Annotated in this window: 12 protein-coding genes and 1 pseudogene; 12 read left to right on the top strand and 1 reads right to left on the bottom strand. The window is 42.0% G+C overall.

Going from position 1 to position 17,011, the window contains the following annotated elements:
- A partial coding sequence (locus ACTNES_RS10585) for a glycerate kinase family protein (RefSeq protein WP_441039251.1) occupies nt 1-570 on the top strand: 570 nt, incomplete at its 5' end.
- A 233-nt stretch (nt 571-803) separates the two neighbouring features.
- Here ACTNES_RS10585 and ACTNES_RS10580 read toward each other — a convergent pair.
- Nucleotides 804-1,610 (bottom strand): transglutaminase domain-containing protein, encoded by an 807-nt coding sequence (locus ACTNES_RS10580; protein WP_441039250.1) that lies wholly within the window; start codon nt 1,608-1,610, stop codon nt 804-806.
- A gap of 468 nt (nt 1,611-2,078) precedes the next feature.
- On the opposite strand from ACTNES_RS10580, the pseudogene ACTNES_RS10575 reads away from it, so the two are divergent.
- The 11 genes and pseudogenes from ACTNES_RS10575 to ACTNES_RS10525 form a co-directional block, all read left to right on the top strand.
- A pseudogene (locus ACTNES_RS10575) lies at nt 2,079-2,711 on the top strand (ATP-binding cassette domain-containing protein); the annotation flags it as partial.
- 450 nt (nt 2,712-3,161) lie between these two features.
- On the top strand, nt 3,162-3,845 hold the full coding sequence (locus ACTNES_RS10570; RefSeq protein WP_291816013.1) for an ATP-binding protein: 684 nt from the start codon (nt 3,162-3,164) through the stop codon (nt 3,843-3,845).
- Nucleotides 3,842-5,299: an ATP-binding cassette domain-containing protein gene (locus tag ACTNES_RS10565; RefSeq protein ID WP_291816011.1), complete on the top strand. Its 1,458-nt coding sequence runs from the start codon at nt 3,842-3,844 to the stop codon at nt 5,297-5,299. The genes ACTNES_RS10570 and ACTNES_RS10565 overlap by 4 nt, the downstream gene beginning before the upstream one ends.
- Before the next feature lie 128 nt (nt 5,300-5,427).
- Entirely contained in the window at nt 5,428-9,015 is a 3,588-nt protein-coding gene (locus ACTNES_RS10560) for a DUF5717 family protein (RefSeq protein ID WP_291816009.1), read from the top strand.
- Complete coding sequence (locus tag ACTNES_RS10555; RefSeq protein WP_291816006.1) at nt 8,999-10,246, top strand: DUF5716 family protein; 1,248 nt, start codon at nt 8,999-9,001, stop codon at nt 10,244-10,246. The genes ACTNES_RS10560 and ACTNES_RS10555 overlap by 17 nt, the downstream gene beginning before the upstream one ends.
- Before the next feature lie 13 nt (nt 10,247-10,259).
- On the top strand, nt 10,260-11,054 hold the full coding sequence (locus ACTNES_RS10550; RefSeq protein WP_216459763.1) for a hypothetical protein: 795 nt from the start codon (nt 10,260-10,262) through the stop codon (nt 11,052-11,054).
- 136 nt (nt 11,055-11,190) lie between these two features.
- Nucleotides 11,191-12,078, top strand: coding sequence for an amino acid ABC transporter substrate-binding protein (locus ACTNES_RS10545; RefSeq protein WP_291816003.1), 888 nt, complete (start codon nt 11,191-11,193; stop codon nt 12,076-12,078).
- A 213-nt stretch (nt 12,079-12,291) separates the two neighbouring features.
- Complete coding sequence (locus ACTNES_RS10540) at nt 12,292-12,942, top strand: amino acid ABC transporter permease (RefSeq protein ID WP_441039249.1); 651 nt, start codon at nt 12,292-12,294, stop codon at nt 12,940-12,942.
- A gap of 185 nt (nt 12,943-13,127) precedes the next feature.
- Nucleotides 13,128-13,814 (top strand): amino acid ABC transporter ATP-binding protein, encoded by a 687-nt coding sequence (locus ACTNES_RS10535; protein WP_291811754.1) that lies wholly within the window; start codon nt 13,128-13,130, stop codon nt 13,812-13,814.
- A 140-nt stretch (nt 13,815-13,954) separates the two neighbouring features.
- The gene (gene purB / locus ACTNES_RS10530; protein ID WP_441039248.1) at nt 13,955-15,388 is read left to right on the top strand and encodes an adenylosuccinate lyase; all 1,434 of its coding nucleotides are present in this window, start codon (nt 13,955-13,957) and stop codon (nt 15,386-15,388) included.
- Between the two features lie 155 nt (nt 15,389-15,543).
- Nucleotides 15,544-16,824, top strand: coding sequence for an adenylosuccinate synthase (locus ACTNES_RS10525; RefSeq protein ID WP_216459758.1), 1,281 nt, complete (start codon nt 15,544-15,546; stop codon nt 16,822-16,824).
- Nucleotides 16,825-17,011 lie beyond the last annotated feature (187 nt).

Raw genomic sequence — 17,011 nt, 5'->3', positions numbered from 1 at the left:
GTAACAAACATCTTGTGTGGAGAAAACGGCAGCAGTGCAGTATTCGGTCCACAGAAAGGTGCAACCCCATCCATGATCATGCAGATGGACAAATGGTTGGAAAACTATGCCGCACTTACAGAGAAGAAATACACAAAAGCTAATGCACACCAGGCTGGTACAGGTGCAGCAGGCGGACTTGGGTTTGCATTCTTAAGCTTTACCAATGCGGTTCTGGAATCCGGGATTAAGATTGTTTTAGAGGAAACCGGGCTTGAGAAATATATGGAAAATGCAGACATCGTAATTACAGGAGAAGGCCGACTGGATGGTCAGACTGCAATGGGCAAAGCACCCGTCGGAGTTGCCCGTCTGGCAAAGAAACATGACATTCCTGTCATTGCTTTTGCAGGAAGTGTAACAAAAGAAGCCGTTGCCTGCAACCAGAACGGAATCGACGCATTCTTCCCAATCCTCAGAGGTGTGGTGACACTGGAAGAAGCCATGAAACCGGAGAATGCAAAAGCCAACATGACTGATACTGTAGAACAGGTATTCCGCCTATTAAAAACTGCAGAAAAAAACGGTTGATAATTTTAGGCAAATATTCATAAAAAAAGTTCCGGTAATCTATCTGAGTAGATATCCGGAACTTTTGGGTTAATTGAGTCAGGTAAGTAGTAAATGCGTATAATTTATTGGTTTGACTAATAATGCTTCAAGTCAGGCGGATATTCGCAATTGAAGCAGGGGATTTACCTGATTCGGTTAAAATACGATTACTATTGAATTATTGAAACATGTTTTGGAAATTCGAAAACAGATCAGATAGTGATCACATAAGCTCTGTTCCCTTTATAATATGGGCGACCATCCACACCACTCAGGTCATAACTCATGCGGTAATACCGTTCAATATTTCCAGTGCCTTTTGCCCAGTTTGGATCGCAGACTTCTCCTTTGATCTCGGCCCATCCATGTCCACCGGAGGAGATAACCTTGGCTTCATATCCGACAGCATTTGCCAGATAAGCGAACGCAGATGCAAAGGCAAAACAGTCACCGCGTCCACGGTAAAACATGTCTTCGGCATAGCTGACATCCCAGTTAGAATAATAGTAGCGGAAGTCATAATCATTGCCTGTACCGCCGTATCCATAGCTGACGGCTTTCAGATAACATCTCCACAGTTTCTCTGGTTTGGACATATTTCTCTTAGTTGAATGACGCATGATCTGGTTGGCAGTGACCATAAGATTCAATTTTCGTTTCTCTTCACTGTTATAACGTGCCTTTCCGCTCTTGGTAAGGTAAATTCCATTGACGCGCTGGGAAGTTACCATATAAGCGTAGGAACCATTACGGATCTGGAAGAAATAATAGTCTCCTTTGATCTTCTGCCAGCCATTCTGCTGGATTCCCTTTTCATTAAAGTAATATTTTTTTCCTTTAATGGTGACCAGTCCCTTTACTGTGTGACCGTCTTTATCATAGTAATAGATATTTCCGCTTGGTTTGTGGTCGAATTTGCTGCGGATCTTAGATGCTGCAGATGCGGAAACCGGGAACATCAGACAGCAGCAGATGGCAAGAAGAATTGCCGAGATAGAGAATACTTTTAACTTTTTCATGGGACACCTCCGTTTATTTGTTGAAACAGGTGTATGCTTTTTTATTCATGTGAATAAATCTGACATCTTGTGAATATCTGAAAGAATTGCCTGTCTCAATTGTAAGATATACTTTATTATATAAGACGATTTCACTTTGCGCAATACACAAATAAGTGAGTATTTAGTTACTGTTCACTTTGTGCCCAGCAACAGCATTTATCCAAATCTGATACAGTAAGTCTCCTTCGAACAGCAATAAGCGGTCAGATACCAGTTATAAACGAACAGCAAATATAGATTGCCAATATTGCTTTAAAGGGGAAATTTTACGGTGATAATCATGTAATGAAATAAAATGCATAAAAAACCCCCTTTAAAAAAGAATTTCTCCCCTCTTTTGCACAAATAAAAAATGCCGTATGATTATGACATAGAAAAAAAGAACAAAAAAACAAAGACAAAAAAGCTTTGAATGGGGGAAAATATATGAACGAAGTCATTGTCTCCATGAACAATATAAGCAAGACTTTCCCGGGTGTTAAAGCTCTGGATAATGTACATTTTGAGTTACGGTCAGGAGAAGTTATGGCACTGCTTGGTGAAAATGGTGCAGGTAAATCGACACTTATGAAAATATTGAGTGGCGTTTATACCAGAGATGGTGGTACCATGGAGATATTCGGAAAGTCATATGATGACTTAACACCGAAGCAGGCACAGGAAGCAGGCGTTGCCATTATCCATCAGGAATTGAACATGTGTAAGCATTTATCAGTAGCAGAGAATATGTTCCTTGGTCGTGAGATGGTTGCAAAAGGGATCCTGGACAACAGAAAAATGCGTCAGGAAGCAAGAAATATCCTGAACGAACTGAAAATCGACATTGATCCGGATCAGACAGTCGGAGATCTGCCGGTATCCAAACAGCAGATGGTTGAGATTGCCAAGGCATTATCCATCCATGCGAAGATCCTGATCATGGATGAGCCGACCTCAGCGCTGACAGCAAGAGAGATTGAAGATTTTTTCAGGATTATCAAAGATCTGAAAGCACAGGGATGCGGAATCGTATACATATCACATCGACTGGAAGAACTGGCAGAGACACTGGAGAAGTTGAAGAGCAAGATAGGTCAGAAGAGAGAATCTGAGAGGGATAAAGAAGTACTGATCCAGCGGGCACAGAAAAATGAGAATCATATGAGAAGTGAATTTGTTCTGGCTTTATTTGGTGGGGATTTTGCAAAAAATCAGAATACACTTACAGAGGAAGTTGTGGAAGATACCTACCATATCTATCTGAAACCAGGATTTATCCAGGCGTTCTGCCTGAAGATGGATTGTGAGGAGAATGCACTTGGAAATTCATCGGTTGAAGTACTGAAGGATAAAGCAAAGGAGATCCTTGAGAGGAATCTGAAGGATAAATGCCTGGAGCTGGCAATGGAAATCAGGGGATTTTACGGTCTTGGATTTGTAAATTATGAGGGCAGATATCAGGATGAGATCCGTCGTGTGCTGAAGAATGCGCTCAATCAGATTGAAATACAGAAAGCAATTTTTAAATAGGTGGATTTCTCCATATCACTGGGAAGTGCATCAAAAGAACTCCGGGAACTGCCGGACTCTGCACAGGAAGCCCAGAAGCTGATCTATCAGAGGCTTGTGAAAGGAAGTGGACGTCTTCTGGAATATATGGGGGAAGAGAATTCCATGCAGGGTGAGAAAATGCTGGACCGATATCTGCGGGAGATTACCCATGCAGCGGAAACACTCAGCACAGAACTGGCAGATCAGGCAGCAGAATATCTGCAGGAGAAAGTCCGTACGATCAGAAATCCAAGGGGATGCGAGATTCAGGAACTGATATCCTGTGCCGCAGATATTTTTGGAGCCTGTGTACAGATGCAGGACAGATTGGCAGAACTTGAAAAATTCAGGAAACAATGTGAACAGTGTTCCAGTGTGGACAGACTGATCATCTGTGTTTCGGATGATGGAGTAGGAATGGATGAGGAGAAACTGGCGGCGCTGAACAGAAAGCTTGGAAGGGCAAATGACTCTCTGAATTCTTCAGAAGAAGAAAAAGGCGGCATTGCACTTGTAAATGTAAACAACCGTATTCATCTGATCTTTGGTGACGAATACGGAATGCATGTATATTCTGTGCCGCAGAGGGGAACAGATGTGGAGATTACCATTCCTCTCACAGAGAATGACAGAGAGGTAAAGAACCGGAGTGTGCTGAAATGAGAAAAGAAATTTTCAGAATGGAAAGAGTCACCTATAAAGAAGCAGAGATTACCCGTCTGGAAGACTTCAATCTTCAAATTTATGAAGGAGAGATTATGGGAATGGTGCCGTTTAACGGTTTTGGAATGGCAGCATTTCTGGAACTTCTTCAGACGAATCTTCCTATTTATGATGGTTATATTTATTATAACGGAGAACTGGTCAATTTCTGGAAAAAATCGCTGGGAACACATAATCGGATAGGCATTATACAGGCAAAGAGTTCTCTGGTGGAAACTATGACGATTGCTGATAATGTGTTTGTTATGCGTCCGGGATTTAAACAGGAACTGATCCGGACAAAGCTTCTTAACAGGCAGTTGCAGCCATTTTTAAAAGAAATTGGAATTGAGATACCGGCAGATGCGAGAATTGAAAATCTGTCGGTTTTTCAGCGTGTGGTGATAGAATTGCTGCGTGCAGTAGTGGCAGGCAGTCACTTGATCGTGTTGGAAGAAATCGGTGCGTTGATCAGTTACAGAGAACTGAGACAGCTTCATGAGATTATCAGGCATTATGCTTCCAAAGGCTTTTCTTTTCTTTATATCTGTCCGCATTTCGAAGAAGTAAGTAATATCTGTGACAGAGCAGCTATGCTGACGAACGGAAGGATCTGGAAAATTATTTCCAGAGATATGCTGCGGGTAGAAGTGAGGGAAGTTTATTCTTATACAGAGGAATATGACAGGATGGTCCGAAATCATCTGCAGAAAAGAGAACAAAATGGCAAAAAAACAGAAGAAATCCTGAAATGGAAAAGTTACAGTGAGTCAGCAGGGAAAGAAATTTCTTTTCCAATATATAAGGGAGAATACCTGGCAGTCCAGATCCATGAAAACAGGATTCTGCAGGAAATGACAGAGATTTTAAAGGAAGATTTTTACGGCAATGCGAAAATGTCTGTGATACAGGAATCGCCTACAGTGAGTATGATTTTTCCAGAACTGGATTATATGGATAATTTGTGTATGGCTTTGTCCCGAAGGATGGGAAATCTCTGGCCAAATCACAAAATAAGAAATAACATTCGGCAGGAATATAGTGAAAAATTAGGAAATGAAGTATTTGAGATGCCTGTGGAGGCGTTGAGTGAGAAGCAGAAATACCAGTTAGTCTATTCCAGAGTGATGCTTCAGAATCCACAGATCGTTTTCTGTGTGAAACCATTTAAAGGGGCAGACCTTACTCATCGAATGGTGATATGGAAACTTTTGGAAGACTTTCTGGATAAAGGAATTACAGTTGTGGATCTTTCTTTGAATTTATCGGATTCTTTATCACTGGCAGATCGGCTGCTGCTGATCCAGACAGATGGAAGAATCCGGGAAATATGCAGAGAAGATTTTGCATCTGTTTCCCGACAGATTCCATGGAGACATGTGTATAAAGAAAATTCACCTCTGGCGGATAAATGAGAATTGTTACTGAGAATTAACAGAAGACGGGTTATTGCGCGGATACAGTTTGTGGTGTATAATTAATCGCAATAGGCTTTGTGGACAGCAGCACTGTAATTTAAAGCAAGGATATAAGGTGGACAATTTTGAAGAAGACGATAGAAGAACTATTAAGTGGAAAATTCAGATACGAACATCCGCAGCTCATTTTTTCACAGGATAAGATAGAAGTGACTCTGAAGGCAGGAGACGTGTATAAAGGAGAGCTGTATTTTGGAGCAGAGGATGACCAGAGAATTCGTGGATATATTACCTCTTCTAACAGACGCGTGGTGCCGGGGATAGAGAAATTTTCGGGAACTGCCGTGAGACTGCAGTACGGAATTGATGGCGTAGGAATGCGTCCGGGTGAGAGACACGAAGGATGGATCTGCTTTACGACCAATATTGGAGAATATAAGCTGCCGTTTCTGATCCAGACGGAGAAAGCAGAACTGAAGAGTATAGCCGGAGAAGTTCCGGATATGGATACTTTTGCAGAGATTGCGAAAGATGATTTCAAGGAAGCATACCGCATTTTTACAGATAGTAAATTTGAACTTCTCTTAAAAGACGCTGATAAGAAAGAGAAAGCTCTCTATAGAGGACTTTCCAGACAGCCGGTAACTTTCCAGAATGTAGAAGAATTTCTCATCGGAACAGGAAGAAAAGAACCTGTAAAGATTGAACTGAAAGCAGACCATAACAGCTTTTATGATATCAGTGAATCTGTTAGGGAATCTTTTGTCATTCAGAAGAGCGGATGGGGACATCTCAGACTGGATGTGGAGACAAAGGGAGATTTTCTGGAGGTTTCCAGACATGTGGTTACGGATGAGGATTTCATAGGCAGTTATTATCAGGTAGAATATGTGATCCATAAGGAGAGATTGAAGAAGGGCCGTCAGTTTGGCGAAATTATCGTAAAGAGCCCTTATCAGCAGCTGACTTATCAGATTACCGCATCTGTAGAACCGAAAGTGCAACTTCGAACGGAGATTCATGTGAAGAGGCACAAACTGGAATTGCTACGTGATCTGCTGGAATATTCCTGCAGGAGAATGGACAGCAAAACATGGATTGGAAGCAGCCGATTTGTGATCAATCAGCTGAAAGAAGAGGGCTGCGATTATCCGGAATATCAGATTTATGAAGCATATCTTCTTTATATGGAAGGGGAAGTAGAGCAGGCCAGAGAGCTTCTGAAAACATTTAAGAATCAGAATTTTACCAGAGAGAATCTGGAACTGGCAGGTGCGTATCTGTATCTTTGTTTTCTTACCGGATTATATAAGGATAAAGAGCAGGCAGCCAGACGCCTGCGCAATTTCTTTCTGCAGAAAGAAGATAGTTTCCTTCTGTTTAAACTCTGGCTGGAGATGAATCCGGAGGATCAGGGATCACCTTCCAGACTTGTTTTTATGATGGAGGAGCTTTTTGACAGGGGATGTAGAAGTCCGTTCCTTTATCTTGAAGCGTGGAATTATATCAGTAATGATACGTCGCTTCTGCATAGAATGAGCAGTTTCTGGACGCAGGTGTTTTTGTTTGCAGGTCAGAAAGGTCTTCTGACAGAAGAACTGGTGATGAGATTTGCTTATCTTACCGGATATGAGAGAGAATTCAGCAGAAGTATGTACAGAGCACTGGCGCTGGGATACGATGCCTTTGAATCGGATGATACACTGGAAGCAATCTGCCGATATATCATGCTCGGAGATCCGCGGAAACAGGAATATTTCAGATGGTTTTCTCTGGCAGTGGAGAAAGGAATCCGTCTGACAAGACTGTATGAGTATTATGTGGAAACAATGGATACTTCTTATCAGAGAGAACTTCCGAAGCCGGTTCTGATGTATTTCACATATAACAATACATCTCTTGGAGATGACAAGAAAGCATTCATCTATGCAAGTATTATAGGCAATAAAGAGCGACAGCCTCAGACATATGCCGATTATCGTGATCATATGAAAGTTTTTGCCATGCGTAAGGCAAAAGAGGGACGCATGAATGAGAATTATGCAGCTCTTTATCAGGAATTTCTGAACAGTCCGAAGACAGAAGGGCAGGCAGAACTGCTTGCGCAGAAGATGTTTACCTGCAGACTGTATTGTGATGACAGAAAGATCCGCTATGTGATCGTGCGTCATGAACAGCTTAGAGAAGAAGAGAACTATCCGTGCATTCATGGTGTGGCTTATCCAAGAATTTATACAGATGATGCAGTGATCTTATTCCAGGATGAGAAGCAGAGACGCTATGCGGCAACTGTAGATTATAATGTCAAGAAATTATTTAATGAACGGGAAATGATCGACAAAGTTCTTGCCTTTGATATCGAAGAAAAAGGATTAGTACTTCATTGCAGTGAGAATGCAGAGCCAGATGCACTTAATCTGAAAGTATTTCAGAGAATTCCGGATACAGAGGGATTTTCGGATGAATACCAGAGAAATATCAGGGAGAAATTGTTGGTATATTATGCGGAGCATATCTGTGAAGAGGATATGGACAGTTATCTGAAACAGATGGATTACCGAAAGTTTGCAGAAGTGGACCGTACGGGACTTCTGGAAGTACTGGTCGGCAGAGGTCTGTACAGACAGGCGATGTCAGTTGTTTCAGAGTATGGATATGAAGGAATTTCTATAGAGAGCCAGCTTAAACTGACCAGCAGGATGCTGACAAGATGTGAGATGGAAGAGGACGATGAACTACTTGCACTTGCATCTGATGTATACAGACATGGAAAATATGACGAAGTGATCCTGAAATATCTGATGGATTACAGATTTGGTCCGATCGACGAGCTAATGGCAGTGTGGAAAAGTGCTCAGGGATTTGAAATGGATACCTATGAACTGGAAGAGAAACTTCTTGGTTTACTGATGTTCACAGCAGATTTCCGCAAAGAGGGAGAGAAGATTTTGGAGGACTATGTCCATCACAGTGGAAAAGAGCAGATCACAGGCGCATATCTTACACAGGTGGCATATGGAACTTTTGTAAGGGAATATCCGATGAGTACTTTTGTGAGAGGACAGCTGGAATACGTATACAGAGAGAAATGGCCGGTTGATTTTGTATGTAGCCTTGCTTTGCTGGAAGCTTATTCAAAGGAGAAGAATCTGGATGAAGAACAGCTTCAGAATGTAAAAGAAATCTTGCAGAAATGTGTGAAGAATGATATGCGGTTTGCATTCTTTAAGAAGCTTCCAGTATCAGTTCTCAGTCCATATCAGTTGGATGATAAGACTTTTGTGGAATATCATACAGACCCGGATGCAAAAGTTACTCTTTATTATGCGTTGGATGCTGGACTTGGAAATCAGGTGAAATACCAGACTGAGCCGCTCCGAAACTTATATGAAGGTATTTACTCAAAAGCATTTACACTGTTTTATGGTGAAACATTGAGATATTATTTCAAGGCAGAGAAGGGTGATCAGGTAAATCAGACACAGGAACGCGTAATTACCATGAGTAAGGTTGAGGGTGCGCCTGTAAGTAAGTATCATATGATCAATCAGATGCTTTCTGCACGCAGACTGGACAAGAACAAAGAAGTGCTTTCTCAGATGAAGAAGTATCTTCGCCAGGAGCAGTATGTGCAGAACATGTTTGGGATTGAGAAGGAAGGACAGGATCAGATTACTCTGAAACCAGGAGGAATAAATGAACGAAATTCGTGATATAATTGTTGGAATTGATTTTGGCAGAGAATATTCGCAGATCTGTTATTATGATCGAAAAGGAGATGAAGCCAGATCTCTTTCTATGAAAGTAGGCGGAAGTCAGGATGAAGCGCCGAGCTGTCTTTGCTGGAGACCGGAGCAGAAAGACTATTGTGTAGGTCTTGAAGCAGAGTATTTTGTCCGTGAGAAGGGCGGGATCATGATCGACAATGTTTATGGGCTCTGCGAGAAGAGAGATTCTGTTCTGATCGAGGGAAGAGAGATTGCGCCCTGGGAAATCCTTGCGCAGTTTTTGCAGGGAATGCTGAAATTTCTTGGAGTGACAGAGTTGACCAGAAATATCAAGTGTGTAGCTGTGACACTTCAGAAACTGACAGTGATTCAGGTTGAGAACTTTCAGAAAGCGTTTGAATCACTTGGATTTCCGCATGAGAAATATATGCTTCTGGATTATGGAGAAAGTTTCTTCTATTATGTATTATCCCAGAAGAGAGAAACCTGGAACCGAAGTGTTGCCTGGTATACATTCAGACAGGACGGCGTATCTTTCCGCAAGATGACCATGAACGGAGCAACGAAACCAGTTACAGTAAAACTTGAGGAAGCCGTAGAGACATCTCTACCTGAGGATGGAGAAGAGAGAGACTCTGAATTCTGTAAATTTGCGAAGAAAACTCTCGGAAAGGATTTGTATTCCAGTATTCAGATCACTGGTGAAGGATTTTCACAGGACTGGGCAGAACAGTCAGTCAGACTATTGTGCTATCAGAAACGCAAAGTTTTTTATGGAAATAATCTCTTTGCGAAGGGAGCCTGCTCTGCAGGGAAAGAGAGACTGGAGAATAAGGCTCTGAAAGGATATCGTTTCTTAAGTGAATCTCTGATTATGGCAGACGTGGGTATGGAGATGAGAGTGATGGGATCTCCGACCTATTATCCGCTGATCGAAGCCGGAAACAACTGGTATGACAGCAAAGCATCCTGCGAATTTATCCTTGATGACACAGAGGAGCTGGTTTTCGTGGTAAGTACTTATGACAGACCGGAGAAGAGACGGGTAGGTATGATGCTGCCTGGCATCCCGGTACGTCCAAACAAGACTACCAGACTTCTGCTGGAATTACAGTATGTTTCTGCAACAGAGTGTAAGGTGACGGTAAGTGATCTGGGATTTGGAGAGATGTTCCCTTCAAGCGGCAAGACCTGGACAGAAACTGTAGAATGGTAAAGGAGATGGATGAATGAGCGGATATATTTTATGTCAGACAAAGAAAGCAGAGCATCCGTATTTTATTGAGAATATCAGTATGAATATCTATTCTATAGAAGAACTCTGCTATTATCTGTACCACAATCTTTACCTGGCAGATCATACGATCTTTAATGAAGAATTATGTACCTGGATCAAGGAGGAACTGGAACTTCCGGCACTGGCAGCAAAACTGAAACAGAGTCTGGAGAGAAATGTAAGTGCAGAGGATATGCTGTATCCGATTTTTAAAGAGATCAATTATCTGACTTATGAAGAGATGAAGGAACTTAACAGTCAGCTTGCAGCACTTGGCAAAGAGCGTACAGCAGTCCGTCAGAAGAGAAAAGGGGATGCTCTGGTTGAGAATGGGATGTATGTAAATGCGATCCAGATATATCAGAAGATTCTGGAGAGAGATGACCTTGCTGAGCAGAGAGCCGGATTTGAGGCTTCTGTGGTGTATAATCTTGGATGTGCATACAGTTATCTTTTTCAGATGGAGAAGGCAGCAGAATGCTTCTTACTGGCTTATCAGAAAGAGCAGTCGGTAAAGAACCTGCAAGCTTATCTGCTGGCATACAGAAGTATTCATGAAAAAGTGGACTATGACAAAATACTGTTAGATCTTAAAGTAGAAGAAGGATTGGGAAAAGAAGTCAGGGAGAGTGTGAAACAGGCACTGAATTCTTTTGCCGGAATTCCAGAGAAAAAAACAGAAGAAGAGAATCTGGACGGGCTGCTTGAAACGCTTACCAGAGAATATCACAGAAGTACAGGATCATGAGTAAAAAAGAACTGCAATAGCGGTTCTTTTTTAAACTTGACAGAAGAGAAAGTGTGTGATAGGATTAACACATACTTTCACATGGTAGAGTGGCTATGTGATAAATAACAAAACAGATAAAGAGGAGATATTTATCATGAAAAAGAGATCTTTAGCAGTACTTATGGCAGGGATTATGGCAGCTTCTATGATGACAAGCGTTGTTTCTGTATACGCAGATGCTGACAGCAAGACATTAACTGTAGGATTTGACGCAGAGTATCCTCCTTTCGGATATAAAGACGATAATGGAGATTATGTAGGTTTCGACCTTGATCTTGCACAGGAAGTATGTGACAATCTTGGTTGGGAACTTGTAAAGAAACCAATTAACTGGGATTCTAAGGATATGGAACTGAATTCCGGTTCTATCGACTGTATCTGGAACGGATTTACAATTAACGGACGTGAGGATGACTATACATGGTCAGATCCATATCTGAACAATGAGCAGGTAATGGTTGTTGCTGCTGATTCAGGAATTGAGAAGCTGGAGGATCTGGCTGGTAAGAATGTAGTCGTACAGGCTGCTTCTGCTGCACTGGATGCATTAAACAGCGATGACAACAAAGATCTGACAGCAAGCTTTGGTTCTCTGACAGAGAATCCTGATTATAATACAGCATTTATGAATCTGGATTCCGGAGCAGCAGATGCGATCGCAGTAGATATCGGTGTTGCCAAATATCAGCTTTCCCAGAGAGAAGAAGGCAAATATGTGATCCTTGACGAGCCGATCCAGAGCGAACAGTATGGTATTGGTTTCAAGAAAGGTAATGATGAACTGAAAGATACTGTATGGGCAGAAGTTCTGAAACTGTATGATGCAGGTGAAGTTGACAAGCTTGCAGAGCAGTATGAAGTTGCAGATATGCTTTGCATCGGAAGTGATGATGAAGAATCTGCAGACAAGAAAGATGATACAGCAGATGATGCTGATGCAGATGTTTCTGAGACAGAAGATACAGAGGAAGCTGCAGAATAGTACACTGTGCCTGATCGCTGTGGTCAATGAATCACTGTTTATAGATTGAACAATATAGAGATAAAATAGTGATAATGTAATGGCGATGATAAAAAGTAATGATACAAGAGGACGGGTTTGTGCAGGTCTGTCCGTATTATAAAAGGAATGGAGGGTACATTTTGTGCACCCTCTTTTCTTACTGTACAGGAGAAATTTTTTGGAGGAAAAGTTATGTCTTTAAGTGTAATGCTGCAGCAGCTTGCCAGTGGTATGGTAGTTTCTGTAGAGATTTTTGTAGTGACATTGATTTTTTCGCTTCCATTGGGACTGCTGATCTGCTTCGGCAGAATGGCTAAGAATCCGGTGATCCGTGGAATCGTGTCTGCCTACATATCAGTTATGAGAGGAACTCCGCTGATGCTGCAGTTGATGGTAGTATATTTCGGACCGTATTTTATTTTTGGAATCCGTATTTCCATGGGATACAGTCTGATCGCGGTATTTATTGCATTCAGTATCAACTATGCTGCATATTTTGCAGAGATTTACAGAGGCGGTATTGAATCTATTTCTGCAGGACAGTATGAAGCTGCGAAGATTCTTGGATATAGCAAAGTACAGACATTTTTCAGGATTATTCTGCCGCAGGTGATCAAGAGAATCCTTCCGCCTGTGACAAACGAGGTCATCACGCTAGTAAAGGATACGTCACTGGCGTTCGTGGTTGCAGTTGCGGAGATGTTTACCATTGCAAAGCAGATCGCAAGTGCACAGACAACCATGATGCCGTTCGTGATCGCAGCGGTGTTCTATTTTATCTTTAACCTGCTTGTTGCAATCGTGATGGATAAGCTGGAGAAAAAACTGAATTATTATCGTTAAGAGTCAGGCCGGGAAAAAGTTTTTATTTCCCGGCAGTTTTAACAAATCAGGGAAATGACAAAGTGGATGATGTTGTCTGTCTGATCTGAAAAAAATATCATTACTGTTCACAAACGATGTTCTGTAAATTGTATTACCAAACGCAGAGTGAACAACCAAATATCATATTTGAGAGGAAAATTATTATGGTATTATTTGAAATGAAACATATAAAGAAGAGCTTTGGAAGTCTGGAAGTATTGAAAGACATTTCTCTTCAGGTAGAGGAAGGTAAGGTTTTAAGCATTATCGGTCCTTCCGGTTCCGGTAAATCCACACTTCTTCGCTGCGCAACAGGGCTTGAGGCACCGGACAGTGGTGAGATCATCAAGCAGGGAGATGTGGGACTGGTATTCCAGAATTTCAATCTTTTTCCGCATTTTTCCGTATTAAAAAATATTACAGATGCGCCGATTAGAGTGCAGAAGAGAAAGAAAGAGGAAGTTTATGCGCAGGCAAGAGTGCTGTTGAAACAGATGGGACTTGCTGACAGAGAGAATGCATATCCGTTCCAGCTTTCCGGTGGACAGCAGCAGCGTGTATCCATTGCCCGTGCATTGTGCATGAACCCAAAGATCCTGTTCTTTGATGAGCCGACTTCTGCACTTGACCCGGAACTGACAGGTGAGATCCTCAAGGTAATCAAAGACCTTGCTGCAGAACATATTACAATGGTGATCGTTACTCATGAGATGACATTTGCAAGAGATATTTCCGATCATATCATCTTTATGGACAAGGGGCTGATCGCAGTAGAAGGAAGTCCACAGGAGGTATTTGCCTCAGATCATGCACGAATGAAAGAATTTCTTGGTAAATTCCATCAGGGATAAGGTTTTTGTAGTTGCTTTTAGAAGAATGATGTTATATAATTTCAACGTACGTACTGATGTGTCGGTCTGCCGACATTTCAGAACAGGTACAGAAACGAAATAAAAAAGGATAAAGTCCTATAAGAAACAGGAGAGTGAAGATGAGTACAGACAGATATGTAAGTCCTTTATCAGAACGTTATGCCAGCAAAGAAATGCAGTATATTTTTTCTCCGGATATGAAATTCCGTACATGGAGGAAACTCTGGATCGCACTTGCAGAGACAGAGAAAGAGCTTGGCCTTAACATTACACAGGAGCAGATCGATGAACTGAAGGCACATGCAGAGGATATCAACTATGACGTTGCCAAAGAACGTGAACGTCAGGTACGTCACGATGTTATGTCTCATGTATACGCATACGGTGTACAGTGTCCGAAAGCAAAAGGGATCATCCATCTGGGAGCAACCTCCTGTTATGTAGGTGATAATACAGATATTATTGTAATGACAGAAGCGTTGAAGCTTGTACGCAAGAAACTGGTCAATGTCATTGCTGAACTTTCTGCTTTCGCTGATAAATATAAAGAACAGCCGACTTTGGCGTTCACACATTTCCAGCCTGCACAGCCGACTACAGTTGGTAAACGTGCAACACTCTGGACACAGGAATTCCTGCTTGATCTGGAAGATCTGGAATATGTTCTTGGAACAATGAAGCTTCTTGGATCCAAGGGAACAACCGGAACACAGGCCAGCTTCCTGGAGCTGTTTGACGGAGATCAGGAGACCATTGATAAGATCGATCTAATGATCGCAGAGAAAATGGGATTCAAGGAATGCTATCCGGTATCCGGACAGACTTATTCCCGTAAAGTAGACACACGTGTTGCTAATATTCTTGCAGGAATCGCAGCAAGTGCGCACAAGATGTCCAACGATATCCGTCTCCTTCAGCATCTGAGAGAAGTAGAGGAACCATTTGAGAAATCTCAGATTGGATCTTCCGCAATGGCTTATAAGAGAAATCCTATGAGAAGTGAGCGTATTGCCTCCCTTTCCAGATATGTAATGGTAGATGCTCTTAATCCGGCAATCACATCCGCAACTCAGTGGTTTGAAAGAACTCTGGATGACTCTGCAAATAAACGTCTGAGCATTCCGGAGGGATTCCTTGCAATCGACGGAATCCTGGATCTCTGCCTGAACGTTGTAGATGGACTGGTTGTTTATCCGAAGGTTATCGAGAAACACATGATGGCTGAGCTTCCGTTTATGGCTACAGAGAATATCATGATGGATGCTGTTAAGGCAGGCGGTGACCGTCAGGAACTTCATGAACGTATCCGTGAGCTTTCCATGGAGGCAGGCAAGACTGTCAAAGTAGAAGGTAAGGATAACAATCTTCTGGAGCTGATCGCAGCAGATCCTGCATTCAATCTTTCTCTGGAAGATCTGCAGAAGTCCATGGATCCGAAGAAATATATCGGACGTGCGAAAGAGCAGACAGAGAGATTTGTGAATACAGTAGTTCAGCCAATCCTTAATTCTCACAAGGAGCTGTTGGGAGTTAAAGCTGAGATCAATGTCTGATCGTAATTGTTCAGTATTTACACAGAGTTGTGTAATAATGAACAGTTATATCTGATTTATATGTGATCATAACAAAACAAGATAAAAATGCAGCAAGCCGGGATCTGTTCTGTGAGACCCCGGTGTTGTTGCGCAATAACAGGAGGAATTCTATAATGGTAAAAGCAGTTGTTGGTGCTAACTGGGGAGATGAAGGTAAAGGTAAGATTACCGATATGCTCGCTGAGAAAGCTGATATTATCGTAAGATTTCAGGGTGGTGCAAACGCAGGCCATACAATCGTAAACAACTATGGTAAATTTGCACTTCATACTCTGCCGTCAGGTGTATTCTACAATCACACTACAAGCGTGATCGGAAACGGTGTTGCCCTGAATATCCCGGTATTTTTCAAAGAGTACAATGAAGTAGTAAGCAGAGGTGTTCCGGCTCCGAAGATCCTGATCTCCGAGAGAGCACAGATGGTTATGCCATACCACATTCTTTTTGATCAGTACGAAGAAGAGCGTCTGGGCGGTAAATCCTTCGGATCTACCAAATCCGGTATTGCTCCTTTCTATTCAGACAAATATGCAAAGATTGGTTTCCAGGTAAGCGAACTCTTTGACGAAGAACATCTGAGAGAGAAACTTACAAGCGTATGCGAGACAAAGAACATTCTTCTTGAGCACTTATATCACAAACCGCTTCTTAACGTAGATGAGCTGTTTGCAGAATTAATGGAATACAAGAAAATGGTTGAACCATATGTATGCGATGTATCCCTGTATCTGTGGAACGCATTAAAAGAAGGCAAGGAAGTTCTTCTTGAGGGACAGCTTGGTTCTCTGAAAGACCCTGATCATGGTATTTACCCAATGGTTACCTCTTCCTCCACACTGGCAGGATATGGTGCAGTAGGTGCCGGTCTTCCTCCATATGAGATCAAACAGATCGTTACTGTATGCAAAGCTTACTCCAGTGCAGTAGGTGCAGGTGCATTCGTTTCTGAAATCTTTGGCGAAGAAGCTGATGAGCTGAGAAGACGCGGTGGCGACGGCGGTGAGTTCGGTGCTACTACAGGACGTCCGAGACGTATGGGATGGTTCGACTGCGTTGCTTCCAAATATGGATGCCGTCTGCAGGGAACTACAGATGTTGCTTTTACAGTTCTTGATGTACTTGGATATCTGGATGAAATTCCGGTTTGTACAGGATATGAGATCGACGGAAAAGTAACAACAGACTTCCCGACAACTACACTGCTTGAGAAAGCAAAACCGGTTCTGGAAACACTTCCAGGATGGAAATGCGATATCCGCGGAATCAAGAAATACGAAGATCTGCCGGAGAACTGCAGAAAGTATGTTGAGTTCGTAGAAGAACATATTGGATTCCCGATCACAATGATCTCTAATGGTCCGGGACGTGATGACATTATCTACAGAAATAAATAATTAAAAGCTATAAATAAGACGATATACGCCGGGGGAATTCTCCGGCGTGTCTTTTATCCTGAAGATTGTATGATACCAGATATCGAGTTAAGGGCAAAATGTCTTTTGACCCTGACATTAATTTACAGGAATAGTACAAATTCTGTAAAGCATGAATCTTTAGTAAAAAGTAATATATTGGAGGATT

The sequence above is a fragment of the Blautia sp. HCP3S3_D9 genome, assembly GCF_052063845.1.
GTDB lineage: Bacteria > Bacillota > Clostridia > Lachnospirales > Lachnospiraceae > Blautia_A.
Note: the sequence above shows the minus strand (reverse complement) of the source record. Positions and strands in the feature narration are given on the sequence as shown.

What these genes read in the sequence shown, in the direction of transcription:
- ACTNES_RS10580 (WP_441039250.1), bottom strand. Translation starts at nt 1,610, where the DNA reads ATGAAAAAGTTAAAAGTATTCTCTATCTCGGCAATTCTTCTTGCCATC.
- ACTNES_RS10565 (WP_291816011.1), top strand. Translation starts at nt 3,842, where the DNA reads ATGAGAAAAGAAATTTTCAGAATGGAAAGAGTCACCTATAAAGAAGCA.
- ACTNES_RS10555 (WP_291816006.1), top strand. Translation starts at nt 8,999, where the DNA reads ATGAACGAAATTCGTGATATAATTGTTGGAATTGATTTTGGCAGAGAA.
- ACTNES_RS10550 (WP_216459763.1), top strand. Translation starts at nt 10,260, where the DNA reads ATGAGCGGATATATTTTATGTCAGACAAAGAAAGCAGAGCATCCGTAT.
- ACTNES_RS10545 (WP_291816003.1), top strand. Translation starts at nt 11,191, where the DNA reads ATGAAAAAGAGATCTTTAGCAGTACTTATGGCAGGGATTATGGCAGCT.
- ACTNES_RS10540 (WP_441039249.1), top strand. Translation starts at nt 12,292, where the DNA reads ATGTCTTTAAGTGTAATGCTGCAGCAGCTTGCCAGTGGTATGGTAGTT.
- ACTNES_RS10535 (WP_291811754.1), top strand. Translation starts at nt 13,128, where the DNA reads ATGGTATTATTTGAAATGAAACATATAAAGAAGAGCTTTGGAAGTCTG.
- purB (WP_441039248.1), top strand. Translation starts at nt 13,955, where the DNA reads ATGAGTACAGACAGATATGTAAGTCCTTTATCAGAACGTTATGCCAGC.
- ACTNES_RS10525 (WP_216459758.1), top strand. Translation starts at nt 15,544, where the DNA reads ATGGTAAAAGCAGTTGTTGGTGCTAACTGGGGAGATGAAGGTAAAGGT.